Source organism: Rhizobium sp. SVR5-9E, from assembly GCF_056755095.1.
This window is the reverse complement of record NZ_JBNDHS010000039.1, coordinates 39458-54894: the sequence shown is the minus strand read 5'-3', so window position 1 is coordinate 54894 and position 15437 is coordinate 39458. Positions and strand designations below refer to the sequence as shown.

The 15437-nt window shown below is 61.3% G+C and carries 13 protein-coding genes; 6 read left to right on the top strand and 7 right to left on the bottom strand.

Annotation, left to right across the window (positions count from 1 at the left end):
• From ACPYOJ_RS18280 to ACPYOJ_RS18270, 3 genes are all read right to left on the bottom strand, one after another.
• On the bottom strand, nucleotides 1–711 hold a 711-nt coding region (locus ACPYOJ_RS18280; protein ID WP_481417512.1), incomplete at its 3' end, for a UDP-glucose dehydrogenase family protein.
• A gap of 97 nt (nucleotides 712–808) precedes the next feature.
• The gene (locus tag ACPYOJ_RS18275) at nucleotides 809–2236 is read right to left on the bottom strand and encodes a mannose-1-phosphate guanylyltransferase/mannose-6-phosphate isomerase (protein ID WP_481417511.1); all 1428 of its coding nucleotides are present in this window, start codon (nucleotides 2234–2236) and stop codon (nucleotides 809–811) included.
• Nucleotides 2237–2269: 33 nt separating this feature from the next.
• Nucleotides 2270–3697: a phosphomannomutase gene (locus ACPYOJ_RS18270; protein ID WP_481417510.1), complete on the bottom strand. Its 1428-nt coding sequence runs from the start codon at nucleotides 3695–3697 to the stop codon at nucleotides 2270–2272.
• Nucleotides 3698–3856: 159 nt separating this feature from the next.
• On the opposite strand from ACPYOJ_RS18270, the gene ung reads away from it, so the two are divergent.
• The 3 genes from ung to ACPYOJ_RS18255 all read left to right on the top strand — a co-directional run bounded on the left by ung (nucleotide 3857) and on the right by ACPYOJ_RS18255 (nucleotide 6250).
• Nucleotides 3857–4567 carry a uracil-DNA glycosylase gene (gene ung / locus ACPYOJ_RS18265; RefSeq protein WP_481417509.1) on the top strand — a complete coding sequence of 237 codons (711 nt, stop codon included), beginning with the start codon at nucleotides 3857–3859 and terminating at the stop codon, nucleotides 4565–4567.
• Between the two features lie 131 nt (nucleotides 4568–4698).
• Entirely contained in the window at nucleotides 4699–5631 is a 933-nt protein-coding gene (locus ACPYOJ_RS18260; protein ID WP_481417508.1) for a VOC family protein, read from the top strand.
• Nucleotides 5632–5641: 10 nt separating this feature from the next.
• Nucleotides 5642–6250 (top strand): alpha/beta hydrolase, encoded by a 609-nt coding sequence (locus tag ACPYOJ_RS18255; protein WP_481417507.1) that lies wholly within the window; start codon nucleotides 5642–5644, stop codon nucleotides 6248–6250.
• Here ACPYOJ_RS18255 and ACPYOJ_RS18250 read toward each other — a convergent pair.
• Nucleotides 6241–7110 carry a DUF6030 family protein gene (locus tag ACPYOJ_RS18250; protein WP_481417506.1) on the bottom strand — a complete coding sequence of 290 codons (870 nt, stop codon included), beginning with the start codon at nucleotides 7108–7110 and terminating at the stop codon, nucleotides 6241–6243. The genes ACPYOJ_RS18255 and ACPYOJ_RS18250 overlap by 10 nt on opposite strands.
• Nucleotides 7111–7517: 407 nt before the next feature.
• Here ACPYOJ_RS18250 and ACPYOJ_RS18245 point away from each other — a divergent pair, with 407 nt between their 5' ends.
• Nucleotides 7518–8363: a GNAT family N-acetyltransferase gene (locus ACPYOJ_RS18245; protein ID WP_481417505.1), complete on the top strand. Its 846-nt coding sequence runs from the start codon at nucleotides 7518–7520 to the stop codon at nucleotides 8361–8363.
• 8 nt (nucleotides 8364–8371) lie between these two features.
• Here the strand turns inward: ACPYOJ_RS18245 and ACPYOJ_RS18240 are convergent, their stop codons facing one another.
• A complete protein-coding gene (locus ACPYOJ_RS18240; protein ID WP_481417504.1) occupies nucleotides 8372–9289 on the bottom strand; it encodes a DMT family transporter in 918 nt (305 codons plus the stop codon).
• Nucleotides 9290–9483: 194 nt separating this feature from the next.
• Between ACPYOJ_RS18240 and ACPYOJ_RS18235 the strand changes: the two genes are divergently transcribed.
• Nucleotides 9484–10782 carry an adenylosuccinate synthase gene (locus tag ACPYOJ_RS18235; RefSeq protein ID WP_168832477.1) on the top strand — a complete coding sequence of 433 codons (1299 nt, stop codon included), beginning with the start codon at nucleotides 9484–9486 and terminating at the stop codon, nucleotides 10780–10782.
• A gap of 63 nt (nucleotides 10783–10845) precedes the next feature.
• Nucleotides 10846–13242: a hypothetical protein gene (locus tag ACPYOJ_RS18230; RefSeq protein WP_481417503.1), complete on the top strand. Its 2397-nt coding sequence runs from the start codon at nucleotides 10846–10848 to the stop codon at nucleotides 13240–13242.
• A gap of 73 nt (nucleotides 13243–13315) precedes the next feature.
• On the opposite strand, the gene rpoH is transcribed toward ACPYOJ_RS18230, so the two are convergent.
• On the bottom strand, nucleotides 13316–14224 hold the full coding sequence (gene rpoH / locus ACPYOJ_RS18225) for an RNA polymerase sigma factor RpoH (RefSeq protein WP_481417502.1): 909 nt from the start codon (nucleotides 14222–14224) through the stop codon (nucleotides 13316–13318).
• A gap of 171 nt (nucleotides 14225–14395) precedes the next feature.
• Nucleotides 14396–15421 (bottom strand): RluA family pseudouridine synthase, encoded by a 1026-nt coding sequence (locus ACPYOJ_RS18220; protein WP_481417501.1) that lies wholly within the window; start codon nucleotides 15419–15421, stop codon nucleotides 14396–14398.
• Between the last annotated feature and the right edge of the window lie 16 nt (nucleotides 15422–15437).

The window sequence follows — 15437 nt, the reverse complement described above, 5'->3', positions numbered from 1 at the left end:
CTTCTGCACGTCCGCACCGATCTGTTCGCAAAGGTCGGCGATCTCGTTGATGAAGGTGATCTTCATGGCGAGGAAGGCGTTAGCGGCGTATTTGATCAGCTCCGACGTACGGCGCTCGCAGAAATAAAGCGGTGCTTCATTGAGATAGAGCGGCCGGTAGACTTCGCGCATGACTTCCGTCGCGCGCGGGTCTTCCGTGCCGATGACGATGCGGTCCGGACGCTTGAAATCGGTAATCGCCGCGCCTTCGCGCAGGAATTCCGGATTCGAGACGACGGCGATGTCCTTGCCGGGGAATTCCTCGCGGAAGATGCGCTCGATCTCGTCGCCGGTGCCGACGGGAACGGTGGATTTCGTGACCACGACGGTAAAGCCGGTAACGGCTGCGGCGATCTCGCGCGCGGCGGCATAAACGTAGCTCAGATCGGCGTGGCCGTCGCCGCGGCGCGACGGCGTGCCGACCGCGATGAAGACGACATCGGCATCGGCGACCGGCCCTGTCAGCTCCTTGGAGAAATCCAGGCGGCCGGCGCTGCGGTTGTGTTCGATGATGGCGTCAAGGCCCGGCTCGAAGATCGGCACTTCGCCGGCCATGAGCGCGTCGATCTTTGCCTCTGATTTATCGACGCAGGTGATGTGGTGTCCGAAATCCGCAAGGCAGGCGCCGGAAACGAGACCGACGTAACCCGAACCAATCATAACTATGCGCATGGGATAACCTTCATCATGTAAAACGATCGCGGCCTACGGCGGCAAAACGCGATCGTGTTACAGGCGCACACTTACAAATTCAAGACAGCGGCACGTTTCAGCTACGGCCGAACTCGTCGACGATGCGGATGATGTCATCCTCACCGAGGTAGGAACCCGTTTGCACTTCGATCAGTTCCAGTATGATCTTGCCGGGATTCGCGAGCCGGTGGACCTCGCCGAGCGGGATATAGACCGACTCGTTTTCGCGCAGCATCTGGACGTTCTCGCCGATCGTCACCTCGGCCGTGCCCTTGACGACGATCCAGTGTTCCGAGCGGTGATGATGTTTCTGCAGCGAGAGCTTCTTGCCGGGCGTGACGAAGATGCGCTTCACCTGAAAGCGGTCGCCGTTGAGGATCGACGTGTAACCGCCCCAGGGCCGATATGAGGTCGGATGCGTCTCCGTCAGTTTCGATGTGGCGGGCAGGGCGGCGAGCGTCTTGACGAGATCGCCAACACTCTGGCTGTCCTGCAGCTTACCGACATAGACGGCATCCTCGCTGGCAATCACGGCAACGTCGTCCATGCCTTGGACGGCGAGATGAACGCCGTGGCTCATCACCAGCGAGTTGCGGCTATTGACAAGTGTCGTATTGGCAGTCGCGACGTTGCCATTCGGATCGCGCGTGCCGGTTTTCCACACGGAGTCCCAGCTGCCGAGGTCAGACCACTTGAATGGCGAGGGCACGACGGCGGCGTTTTCCGTCTTTTCCATGATCGCATAGTCGATCGAGATGTTCGGCGCCTTCGCGAAGGACGGGGAATCGAGGCGGATGAAGTCGAGGTCGCGTGTGGACTTCGCGACCGCAGCATCGGCCGCTTTCACGACATCCGGCGCATGGGCGCGCATTTCGCCAAGAAGCACCGAAACCTGGAACATGAACATGCCCGAATTCCAGTAGAAATCGCCGGCTGCCAGCATCTCCTTCGCCTTGTCCAGAGGCGGCTTTTCAATGAAGCGCTTCACCGTCTGCGCGCCGGTCGGAAGGTTCTTGCCGCCCTCGATGTAGCCGTAGCCGGTCGCCGGCTCGGTGGGCTTGATGCCGAAGGTGACGAGCTTGCCGGTAGCGGCCGTTTCCCGCGCTGCGCGGACGCTGTCGAAATAGCTTTGGTCGGCGACGATCTCATAGTCCGAGCCGAGCACATGCATGATCACGTCCTTGCCGAAAGCCTCGGCAACGAGAGCGGCAGCGGCGGCGACGGCGGGCGCGGTGTTGCGGGCGACGGGCTCGAGCAGGATGGCCTTCAGCGGGTGATCGAGCTCGCGGGCCTGTTCGGCCACGAGAAAGCGGAATTCTTCATTGGTCAGCACGACCGGCGCTTCGTAAAGTGCGGGGTCGGAGACGCGGACAAGTGTTTCCTGGAACAGGGTCTTGTCGCCGATGAACTGAATGAATTGCTTCGGCGCAGTTGCGCGCGACAGTGGCCAGAGGCGCGTGCCCTTGCCTCCTGCCATGATCACGGGAACGATCTTTTGCGTCATCGGGTGCGTTTCCTCAAAGTCTTTTGTCTTCAATCAATTCTGTCCGGCCCATTGCCTGATCCGGTTCAGTCCGGCTTCAAGCAGTTCCGTTGCGGCGTGTTCGTTTTCCGCCTCGACATAGCAGCGCATTTCCGGCGCGTTGCCAGAGGGGCGGAAGTGAATGATGCGCTTGTCGGCCAGCGTGACCCGCAATCCGTCGATATCGCTCGTCGCGGAAGGTTTTCCGATCGGTGCCAGGAATTCGGCCAGATTTTCCGGCGATGCGCGCAGGTAAGCCATCAGCTTTGCGCTGGTTTCGACGGGGAAGTTCTCCAGCCGGTCGGCGGCAGCAACCGGAAGGTTATAGGAACCGGCGATTGCCGAGAGCGGCTTCTTTTGCGCTGCTGCCAGCGAAAGCACGGCGAGCATCGGCAGGAAACACTCGCGCGTCGGCAGTGTGTCCACGGTCTTGCCGTTGACGGTGAAATCCGAGCCGGTCAGCAAGCCGCCGTTGGCCTCGAAACCCATGATGCGGTCTTTGCCCGCGGAGCTGGCTGCCTGCATGCCTGATATGACGAAGGGCGAGCCGACGCGTGTCCGCACGACGGCAAAGGCGCCGGCGGCTTCGATGCCGGAGTTGGAGGTGACGGGCGTGACGACGGTGCCCGCGTTCAGGAAGTTCGCAGCAATCAGCCCGAGGAGATCGCCCCGCAGCGGCATGCCGGTTTCGTCGGTGACCAGAGGCCGGTCGCCGTCACCATCGGCGGAAACGACAGCGTCGAGCTTCAACGACTTTGCCCAATCCTGCAGGAGCGCGATGGTTTCCGCCGAGACCGCTTCGGTATCGACAGGTATGAATGTTTCCGATCGTCCGAGGGCAACGACGTCGGCCCCGTAATGCGACAGCAGCTGAACCAGAAGGTCGCGAGCGACCGTACTGTGCTGATAGACGCCGATCTTCAGGCCGGAAAGAGCATTTGCAGAAAGGATACCGGCATTGCGCGCAACGAAGGCTTCCGTGCAGTCAGCCGTCTTGTCTTCGACTTTTGTGCCGGCTGTGGCGGCCGCTTTGGGTATCGAGGCGTCGAGCTTGGCTGCGAGATCGGATATCGCCGCTTCGTCTGCCTTGTCGATTTCGCCGTCGGGCCGGTAGAATTTGATGCCGTTGCGGTCGGCCGGAATGTGCGAACCGGTAATCATCAGGCTGGCCGCCTTGTGCCGGAGCCCATAGAGCGCCAATGCCGGCGTCGGAACGGTGCCGCAGTCAGCGACTCTGAAGCCGAGCGCGGAGAGTGCCGCAGCGCAAGTCGCAGCGATTTCGGGGCTGGAGTCACGAAAGTCGCGGCCGATCAGAACGAGATCGCCGTGCCCCGCACGCCCGCTCTCGAGAAGATATTGCCCGAATGCCGTGGCGTAGACGGCCGATGCCCTGCCTTTCAAATCGGTGGAGAGGCCGCGCAGGCCGCTTGTGCCAAACTTCATTCGTGTTAAATCCTTGCTGACGCTTGCTTTACCGCGCCATTGTCACCGGTCTAACGATACTTCGTAAATTTTAGCCGCGATAGGTGACTAAAATATTCCGCGTATTCCCTTTAGGGCTTAGGGCAATCCGTCGGCCATGCGGTTGAACAGGGATGATCGATGAGCGAACAGACCATTGCGCTTGAAGAAAGCTGGAAGACGGCGCTCGCGGCTGAATTTTCCAGCCCGTACATGGCGCAGCTCAAGGATTTCCTGCTGGCCCAGAAGCAGATTGGCAAGCGCATCTTTCCCAAAGGTTCGGAGTATTTTCGGGCGCTCGACCTGACGCCCCTTACCCGGGTGAAGGTCGTCATTCTCGGGCAGGACCCGTATCACGGTCTCGGGCAGGCGCACGGGCTTTGCTTCAGCGTTCGGCCCGGCGTGCGTATTCCGCCGTCGCTGGTAAACATCTACAAAGAGATGGAAGCCGACCTCGGCATCAAACCGGCGCGGCATGGCTTCCTGGAGCATTGGGCCCAGCAGGGGGTCCTGCTGCTGAACAGCGTTTTGACCGTCGAGGAGGCGCAGGCAGCGTCGCATCAGGGCAAGGGCTGGGAGCAATTCACCGATGCGGTGATCCGCAAGGTCAACGAGCAATGCGACTCGGTCGTCTTCATGCTCTGGGGTTCCTACGCGCAGCGAAAGGCGGCCTTCGTCGACTCCTACCGCCATCTCGTCCTGAAGGCGCCGCATCCGTCACCGCTTTCGGCCCATAACGGATTTTTCGGCTGCCGGCATTTTTCGAAAGCGAATGCCTTTCTGCAGTCCCATGGCCGCACGCCGGTGGCGTGGGAGCTACCGGCTAATCCGCAGGATAGCCAGACTTATTGAACAGCTGCTGATCGTTGTTCAATGAACGGAGACAATGCGTTTTGATCTCCACGGCTATTCCAAAACGCTCCAAGGGCTCATCTATAACCCATCCAACGCCCGCCGTTGCGGGCAAGAAAAAGGGTTTCGATATGCTCAACCAGATCAAGGGTCTGCACCACGTCACTTCCATGGCGGAGGACGCCCGCACCAACAATCAGTTCTTCACGAACGCACTCGGTCTGCGCCGCGTCAAGAAAACCGTGAACTTCGACGCGCCTGAAGTTTACCATCTCTACTATGGCGACGAGACCGGTGCCCCCGGCACGGTCATGACTTACTTCCCGTTCCCGAAGATGGCGCAGGGCCGTCCGGGCACCGGCGAAGTCGGCACGACCGTCTTTTCCGTTCCCGAAGGTTCGCTCGGTTTCTGGAGCGACCGTCTCGCCAAGCTCGGCGTCAGCGGCCTCAAGGCCGACGAGAGCTTTGGAGAAAAGCGGTTGAACTTCGCCGGTCCCGACGGCGACGGTCTCGCACTTGTTGAAGTCAAGGACGACAACCGCCAGCCCTGGACGCATGGCGGCATCAGCGAAGACCATGGGATTCGCGGTTTCCACTCCGTGGCCATGCGGCTTCGTGACGAGGGTGCGACGGCCGAGCTCCTGAAATTCATGGGCTATGAAGTTCAGGACGAGAAGGACGGCGTGAAGCGTTTGATTATGCCGGGCGGCAATGGCGCACATCTCGTCGATCTCGAAACGATGCCGAATATCTCTCGCGCCCTGCCGGGTGCCGGTTCCGTGCACCACGTTGCCTTTGCCGTCGAAAACCGGGAGAAGCAGCTCGAGGTCCGCAAGGCCCTCATGGATACGGGTTACCAGGTGACCCCGGTCATCGACCGCGACTATTTCTGGGCGATCTATTTCCGCACGCCGGGCGGCGTTCTGTTCGAGGTTGCCACCAACGAACCCGGCTTCAACCGGGACGAAGACACGGCTCATCTCGGCGAAGCGCTGAAGCTGCCACAGCAGCACGCGCATCTGCGGGAGCTGCTCGAGCAGCATCTGCAGCCGCTCGAAGCTTAAGGATGGAACGATGAACGACCACAGCTACGTGCACCGGCTGCATGCCGGTGCACCAGGAAAGCCCATTCTCTTCGTGCTGCATGGCACCGGGGGAGATGAAAACCAGTTCTTCGATTTCGGGCGGCGGCTATTGCCCGACGCGACGATCGTTTCCCCCCGTGGGGATGTTTCGGAGCATGGGGCGGCGCGCTTTTTCAAGCGCACGGGCGAGGGCGTCTACGATATGGATGATCTCGCCAGAGCCACGCAGAAGATGGCGGCCTTCGTCAAGGACATGACCGTCGATCACGGAGCGTCACACATCCTGGGTCTTGGCTTCTCCAACGGAGCTAACATTCTTGCGAATGTATTGATCGAGAAAGGGCTGTTCGATGCGTCGGTGCTCATGCACCCGCTCGTCCCGTTCCAGCCGAAAGCGAACCCGGAACTCAATGGGCGCAAGGTGCTGATCACAGCGGGCGAACGCGATCCGATCTGCCCGGTCCCGCTGACCAAGGCGCTAGCAGCCTATTTCGAAGGGCAGGGTGCTCAGACGAAGACAGAGTGGCACCCGGGCGGCCATGATATCCGGCCGAATGAGATCGACGCCGTCAGGCGCTTTTTCGCGCCCTATCTCTGAAGCCTACCGAAAATCTGCGGGAGGTTTTCGGATGCCTCAACGTCCGGCGCCGTCATCCAGCGCTCGCGTGAAAAATAAGCCCTGGTCCGCAATTGCGGGCCAGGCGCGGCCCTGATCGTCACGATGAAGTTGAAGCTGTTTTCGCTCGTGAACTCGCGGGTGAAGCTGACGCTTGCACCGAAGCCATCCTCTTTCACATCCTTCATTTCGCGGATTGCGGCCAATGTGTCGCTGAAATCCAGCCAGTGCGGTTGCGCGAGCATCGTATCGAAAATGCGCATCACCGACGGGTCAAGCCGCCCGGCGCCGTCGGTAGCCGGGCCGACGATCTTGGCGCGCATGTTGAAGATCGCGCCCTTGCGGTCTCCGCGAACAATCAAAAAGACCGAACTCAGCGGCCGTTCCTCATCCTGTTTGTAGACCTCCTGGAAGGAACACTCATAGGCACTGCTGCCAAAAGCCGAGGGGCGCCATGGCGTGGTCTCGATGCCCGCCTTGCGCAGGGCTTCGCACATTGTGGGGCCTGTCGTCCGCCAAGTCCTCAGGAAGCCGCCCGCAAGCTCGATCCGGGGCGCCTCGAGCAGATGCTTCGAAAAGTCGACGCGAACCGGGGCCGGATTCGGTTGAATCGGGGGCTTGGCCGTTTCTGCTTCCTTGTGGACCACCACGCTCTCGTCCGGCAGCTCATATCCGAAACGCGCAGCCAGCGTACGTAGATTGCGCATGTCATTGGAGAGGAGAACTGTGCCGCCGATGACCGAAAGCGAAGCGGCGACCATCAGCCAAAGCACTGCCCGCCGCTTACGATGCAGCGCCGGCGTTTTCAGGTGCTGGCGCGAGGGCTCGCTGGCCAAATCCATTCACTCGTCAGAAGGCGGTCGCCCGCATCACTACGTCTGGCAAACAGTATCTAGTCAACAAGAGAAGCGAAATACTCAACGAAATAGTGAAAATGCGCTTATTCGGCTCGAAGGCCGATGTGAGTGGATGATATCGCCGAAAGCCTGCGGGCCTTATTGTTTTCCCGTTTACTCCCCTGCTTTCGGTTCCAATTTCTTAAGCAATTTTCTTGAGATTGTAACGGCGTTGTTTCATGATATTCGCGGCGCGAGGAATTTCGTGTCGTGCCTTTTGACGATCGATGCAGATCGTTTCAGCCATGAGCATGTTTCTTTGCGCCTGGCAGCGATGCGGTGGTCTCTAGACTTTAGTGTTTCTGGATATTCCTCCCTGCAAACTTACGGCAGGGTTTGCATGGGAAGGTTGCATGAGTTCGGAATTTGCGGTTCGTGCGATACGGCCGGGTGAGTTGGAGCTTGTGCTCGAATGGGCAAGGCAAGAAGGCTGGAATCCCGGGCTCGACGATTCACTCGCTTTCCAGGAGGCCGACCCCTCCGGCTTTTTCGTCGGCGCGCTCGGCGAAGTACCGGTTGGCTCCATTTCCGTGGTGAAATACGGCGAGCGTTTTGCGTTTCTCGGTCTCTTTATCGTCCATCCGGATTTCCGCGGCAGAGGCTACGGCAAGGCCCTTTGGAATGTGGGGATCGAGTCAGCAGCGGACCGTACGATCGGTCTCGACGGTGTTGCCGCTCAGCAGGCGAATTACCGCAGGGCAGGCTTCGAGACGGCGCACATGACGGTGCGCTACGGCGGTGTCGCCACGATCCTGCCACGCTCGTCACTCGCGGCGCATCCGGTCTCCGACAAGCTGGACGGGCTCTTCCGTTACGATGCCTCGATTTTCCCGGAACCGCGCAATGAATTCGTTGCCGCCTGGTGCAGGAGGCGGCGCGGCCGCATGACATTGGTCGTCCGCAAGAGCGGCAAGATTCGCGGTTACGCGACGATCCGGCGCTGCTACGAGGGTTACAAGATCGGGCCGCTTTTTGCGGCGGATGCCGACTCCGCAGCCGCGCTGCTTGCCGGCTTGTTGCCGGAAGCCGGCGATGCACCGGTTTTCATCGATGTCCCGGTACCCAACCGGGAGGCGGTCGCACTGGCCGAAAGCATAGGTCTTGAGCCGGTCTTCGAGACGGCACGCATGTATCGCGGCGGCGCGCCTGCGATCCCGCTGAAGAATGTCTTCGGCGTGACGACGCTGGAACTCGGGTAGTTCGCAGGTCAATCCATCGGGGATGCGGGCGCGGTCGGAGCGGCGAGCTCCGGGCGGCCCCTTTCGGCGATGGCAATGCCGCCGAGCGTCAGAACCAATGCGGCGATATGAAAGAGCTGCAACGCTTCGCCGAGCAGCAGCACGGACAGCAGGGTGCCGAAAACCGGAACGAGATTGATGAAGAGACCGGCGCGGTTGGCGCCGATCCATTCGACGCCCTTGATGTAGAGGATCTGCGCGAGCAGTGAAGCGAAGATCGCCGTATAGATGGTGATGATCCAGCCTTTGCCGTCAGGCATCTGGATATTGCCGGCGGCACCCTCCCAAAGCAGGAACGGCAGGGACGACAATGCTGCCGCAAACGCGGGGAAGGCCATCAGCGTTCGCCAATCAACCGGCGGCTTCCAGCGCAGAAAGATCGTGTAGATTGCATAGGCGGCGACCGCCAGCAGCATCAGGGCGTCGCCGCGATTGAGGCCCAGCTTCAACAGTGTGGCCATATCGCCATGGGTGGCGGTCAAGATGACGCCGGCGAGCGTCATGCCGAACCCGACCATCTGCGCGGTCGAAACAATTGTGCGGAAGAAGATGAGGTTGAGCAGAAAGATCAGCATCGGGATGCCGGCCTGCTCGATCGCGACATTGATGGCGGTCGTGTACTGCAACGCAGAGTAAAGCACGGCGTTGAAGATCGTGTAACCGATCATGCCGTAGAAAAACAGCAGAGGCAGGTTCTTGCGGACGAGCGGCCAGTCCTTCCTGAACTGCGGAAACGACACTGCCGCAATCAGCGTGGTCGCAAGCGTCCAGCGCAGGAAAGTCAGCATCATCGGACTGACATGGCCGAGCGCCAGTTTTCCGGCGACGGCGTTTCCGCCCCAGCATAGCGCTGCGACGATGAGACAAAGGTAGGCCGTGATCCGCAAGGATGATTCTTCCCGTCTTCCAAAAAAGAGCTCTGAATGCTGCCGATGCACCGGCAATTAGCCCGTGGCGGGCTGATTTGTCACGCAAAAAGCCCAATTCCCCGTGATAACAGGGTCGCTTTCCAAAAGACAAAGCTTTATAGATGCGCGGGTTTGAGCAGAGCGGTTGATCCGCTGGTAACAGGAAGAGTTTAATGACGAATGTAGTCGTGGTCGGTTCGCAGTGGGGTGACGAAGGCAAGGGCAAGATTGTCGATTGGCTTTCGGAACGTGCGGATATCGTTGTGCGCTATCAGGGCGGGCACAACGCAGGCCATACGCTGGTCATCGACGGCACCAGCTACAAGCTCTCGTTGCTGCCTTCCGGCGTCGTGCGCCCGGGCAAGATGGCAGTGATCGGCAACGGCGTGGTGGTCGACCCGCATGCGTTGATCGCCGAGATCGAGAAGCTGGAAAAGCAGGGCGTCAAGATTTCTCCCGAGAACCTGCGCATCGCCGACAACGCGACCCTTATTCTCTCGCTGCATCGCGAGCTCGATGCCTACCGGGAAGATGCTGCCTCCAATAGCGGCACGAAGATCGGCACGACGCGCCGCGGTATCGGTCCGGCCTACGAAGACAAGGTCGGCCGCCGCGCGATCCGCGTCATGGATCTCGCCGATCTTGAGGCGCTGCCGGGCAAGGTCGACCGCATCCTGACGCATCACAATGCGCTGCGCCGCGGCCTTGGCGTCGCCGAGGTCAGCCATGACGCGATCATGACCGAGCTGACGTCGATCGCCGACCGCGTGCTTCCATACCGCGATACCGTTTGGCTCCTGCTCGACAGGGAACGCCGCAAGGGCGCCCGCATTCTCTTCGAAGGCGCGCAGGGCAGCCTGCTCGACATCGATCATGGCACCTATCCGTTCGTGACGTCCTCGAACACCGTAGCCGGTCAGGCTGCGGCCGGTTCGGGCATGGGTCCGGGGTCGCTCGGTTACATCCTCGGCATCACCAAGGCCTATACGACGCGTGTTGGCGAGGGTCCGTTCCCGACCGAGTTGCATGACGACATCGGCCAGTTCCTCGGTGAAAAGGGCCATGAATTCGGGACGGTAACGGGCCGCAAGCGTCGCTGCGGCTGGTTCGACGCGGCATTGGTCCGCCAGTCGGTCGCAACCAACGGCATTACCGGGATTGCGCTGACGAAGCTTGATGTTCTCGACGGCCTCGACGAACTGAAGATCTGCGTCGGCTACAAGCTGGACGGCGAGCAGATCGATCATCTTCCGGCCAGCCAGGGCGCGCAGGCGCGCGTGGAGCCGGTCTATATTACGCTTGAAGGCTGGAAAGAATCGACGGTTGGCGCGCGCAGCTGGGCCGATCTGCCGGCCCAGGCGATCAAGTATGTCCGCCAGGTCGAAGAGCTGATCGGGGCGCCTGTCGCTCTCTTGTCTACAAGTCCTGAGCGAGACGACACGATACTTGTGACTGATCCTTTTGAGGACTAATGTCGCGGGTCACTAAGACATCTGGCCAGGCTCTGGGCGACCTGGCCCCTCGAGAAAGTACTAATGGCTGATTTTATTGCAGTTATCCGGCGGGCGGTGGACGGCCTGGCCGAAAATACACCCGAGATGCGGGTGAAGGTTTACGAGCGCGCGCGCGGTGCCGTGCAGCGGCAGCTCGAAAACATGAAGCCGCGTCCGCCGGAAGCGATGCTGCAACGCCAGCTGGATAAGCTCGATGCGGCTATTCGCGAGGTGGAAGCAGAGCATTCCGAGGCATTGCCGGAAGACCAGGCTGCGACTGCTGCGGCTGCTGCGGCTGCTGCCGAAGCGCCTGTCCATGAGGAACCTCCAGTCGAGGCATTCGCCGAACCTGCTCCTGCGCCCGAGCCGGTGGATGAACCGGTTGCCGAGTCTCGTGAGCAAGCCGCCGAACCTGTCGAATATCAGCATGAAGAGGAGCCTCGGGAAGAGGCGGCCCATTACGAGGAGCCCGTCGTTGCGGCGGATGAGCCCGCGCCGCCTCAAGAGGCACAATGGGAGCGCCCCGCCGAAGAAGCCGCCGCCCCCGTTGAGGAAACCGCCCCCGTTGAGGAAGTGGCCCCTGTTGAGGAGTGGGCGGCGTCGCATCACGACGAAGCGCCGGTCGAGGAATACCATGTTGCGGCACATGAGCCTCATGTGGAGGCGCCTGCTTTCGAGCCGGAACCTGCCTTCGAAGCCGAGCCCGCGGTTGAATCCGAACCGGCGGCCGAGCCCAAGCCACTCCCGCCGATCAACGAATACAATCCCTCGAATCGCCTCGTCGAGCCTGTCGCCGCTTTCGAGAAGCCGGAGGAATTCGTAGAGCACAGCCGCGAAGAGCCGCTTCAAGCGGAAACTGCCGCGCATTTCGATCCCGTATGGGCCGAACCTGCTGCTCAGATCCCGTCCGAGCCCGCGAAGGAAGCGGAGGCCGCGTGGGCTGCCGAGGAGGTGAGGAACTTTTCGGGGATCGTGCCGCCGGCCGAGTCGACCAGCGACGCGGCGCGCGCTTTCGAGGAAGCCATTGCGGCGCTTCCACCGGTGCTGCCGAAGATGCCGCCCGCGAACGAAGGCTTCTCATGGGAGGCTGCGGCCTTCGACGACCTGCCGCCGATCGAGGCAGGTCAGGACAAGAAGAAGCCCGTTGCGGCACAGTTTAACGATGCGGACCTCTTTGAGGATATCAACGGCAAAACTGGAGCTCCCGTCGCCGACGTTCCGGGTGCAGAGTGGCAGGAGGCCAAGGCACTTCGAGGCTACGACCACCGCGGCGTCGTGGCGGAAGACGACGATTCCGTGCCGTCCGACGGTGTCGACCATCTGCTTGCGGCCAAACTGCAGAACAAGAATTTCCGCATGGAGCCGAAGCGTCGGCGCTTTGGCGTCGGCGCGGCCATTACCATGCTCGTGGTGCTGGCGGTGCTGGGCGGGGGCGCCTATGCCGCTTGGATGAACCGTGACCAGCTGGTCGCGATGTTCAACGGTTTGGTCAGTTCCGCGCCGTCTAAGACGGCCGACGGCGAGCCGGCTGCCTCTTCCGGAAGCCCGACGCCAGCGGCGCCCGCGGCAAATACCGAAGCGGCAAAGCCGGCCGAGAAGGACCAGCAGGCTGCCGCCCGTGATGACGGCTCCGCTACGAACAACAAGTTCACACAGCGTCTTATGGCTGACGGCACGGAAGTCGATAACGGCCCGGCCGCCGCTCCCGGCACGCCGACCGCCGAAGGCAAGTCCGTCTCCGAACAGAACGTCGCATCCGCTGCGCCGGCGCCAGCCGCGCAGGCCGGTACACCCGCCCAAGGACAGGCGACAGACGCTCCGGCCGCTGCCCCTCAGCAGGTCCAAACCGCTCCGGCCGCTCAGCAGACGCCCGCCGGTGCGACGGAGAAGATGTTCCTCTACGAAGAGCGGATCGGCGAAAGCTCGCCGACGGCGATCCAGGGATCCGTCATCTGGAGCGTCCAGCATGAAACCGATCAGGCAGGCAAACAGGAATCGACTGTGCAAGCCAACGTGACGGTACCGGAGCGCAATCTTTCGGTTCTCGTGACCTTCAAGCGCAACTCCGATCCGTCGCTTCCGGCGAGCCATCTCGTCGAAGTCGTTTTCTCGCTTCCGCCGAATTTCGAGGGCGGCAGCATCGAAAGCGTGCAGCGCATTTCAATGAAGCGCACGGAGCAGGATCGCGGCGACGCGCTGATTGCCGTGCCTGCCAAGATCACCGACGATTTCCACATGGTCGCGCTGAATGATTATCCGGACGCGCGAAAGGCTAATCTCCAGCTGCTTCAAACGCGCGACTGGATCGATATCCCGATCACCTATCGCAATGGCCGTCGCGCGCTGATCACCATCCAGAAGGGTGCGACCGGCACGGAAGCGTTCAACAAGGCGATCCAGGAGTGGACTGCACTCGGCGACGTGAGCACGAGCCAGTAACCCTGATCCAGAGCTCGGACACAAAAAAGGCGGGCCGCATGGACCCGCCTTTTTCATGTATGAGTTTGCTGATTTATGCCGTGGATTCGACGACGCGGACGGCTTGTGCCCTCTCCAGCGCTTCCTTTCGGACGGCATCCTGCACCTTTTCAAAGGCGCGCACCTCGATCTGGCGGACGCGTTCGCGGCTGATATCGAACTCGGACGAGAGATCTTCCAGCGTAACCGGCTCGTCAGCAAGGCGGCGGGCCTCGAAGATACGCCGTTCGCGGTCGTTCAGCACGCTCATCGCCTTCGACAGCATCCGGCGGCGCGTCTCCAGTTCATCCTGCTCGATCAGCACGGCCTCCTGGCTATCGTGGTCGTCCACGAGCCAGTCCTGCCACTGACCGCTATCGCCTTCCGAGGCCTTGATAGGCGCGTTCAGCGAAGCGTCGCCGGAAAGGCGGCGGTTCATCGAAACGACTTCCTCCTCGGACACGTTCAGTTTCGTTGCGATCTCGGCAACATGCTCCGGCTTCAGATCGCCTTCATCGATGGCCTGGATACGGCCCTTGAGACGGCGCAGGTTGAAGAACAGGCGCTTCTGGTTCGCAGTGGTCCCCATCTTCACCAGCGACCACGAACGCAGGATGTATTCCTGGATCGAAGCCTTGATCCACCACATGGCATAGGTGGCGAGACGGAATCCGCGTTCCGGATCGAACTTCTTGACGGCCTGCATGAGGCCGACGTTGCCTTCGGAAACAACCTCTCCGATCGGCAAGCCATAACCGCGGTAACCCATGGCTATCTTGGCGACGAGGCGCAGATGGCTGGTGACGAGCTTGTGCGCGGCTTCGCGGTCGCCATGCTCCGCATAACGCTTCCCCAGCATGTATTCCTGCTGCGGCTCCAGCATCGGGAATTTGCGGATTTCGTCGAGATAACGATTGAGGCCGGCTTCGCCGGCGGTAATGGACGGCAAGGTATTACGGGCCATGATTGCACCCTCCTATGTAGATTCCGGTTCCCAATGGAACGCGCCCCCGCGTTGAACAGGCGAACCGAGACATGCGGCCCAAAGCCGGGCCCGCACTTAGTCTATGTACAGATAAGTATGGCGGAACGGCGGTTCAAGCCAGCTTGCCCGGTTCACGATGGCGTTACGTGCCTAACGGCGCAGGGCTTCGACCAGTTCCACCATATCTTCGGGGAGGGGCGCCTCGAAGTGCAAAAGCTCACCTGAGCGGGGGTGCTCGAACTGCAGCATATAGGCATGGAGCGCCTGCCGCCCGAAGCTGTTGACGACCTTGCGTGCCGCTTCCGGCAGAAGGTTGGCCTTGGTTCTGAGATGCGCGCCATAGACCCCATCGCCGAGAAGGGGATGACCGATGTGGGCCATGTGGACGCGGATCTGATGAGTGCGGCCGGTCTCCAGATGACATTCGACGAGCGCGGCGAGCGCCGTCGCATCCGGGTTTTCGTGGAAGCGCTCCAGCACCTCGTAATGGGTAACGGCCTCGTCGGCATCCTGGCTGTCGGGACGCTTGACCGTGCGGCGCGTGCGGTCGCCAGTCGAGCGGCCGAGTGGCGCGTCGATCGTTCCGCTGAGCGAACGAGGGCGGCCCCAGACGATGGCCTTGTAGGCACGTTCGAGCGGCATGGTGCGGCCGTGGTCGGCAAATTGCTGCGACAGGTTGCGGTGAGCAATATCGTTCTTGGCGACGACCATGACACCCGTGGTGTCCTTGTCGAGCCGGTGAACGATGCCCGGTCGCCGGACGCCGCCGATGCCCGACAGGCTGTCACCGCAGTGGTAGATCAGCGCGTTGACGAGCGTGCCCGTCCAGTTTCCGGCGGCCGGATGGACGACAAGGCCGGCCGGCTTCGAGATGACGATGACGTCGTCGTCCTCATAAAGGATCTCGAGCGGAATGTTCTCGCCTTTCGGCGTGGGGTCCTCCGGCTCGGGCAGCAGGATCTCGTAATGGTCGCCGGGCCGCACCTTCTTCTGCGGATCGAGGGCAGGCGCTCCGTTCACAAGCAACTGGCCGTCCTTGATGAGCACCTTGACGCGGCTGCGCGAGAATTCCTCGCCGAGCTGTGCAGTCAACCAGGCATCGAGCCGGCCTTCGGCATTCTCATCAGCGGTCAGGACTTTCCTAATCCCGGATGCTTGTTTAAAGGGGTCGCTCAAGACGCTTCTTCTCCGA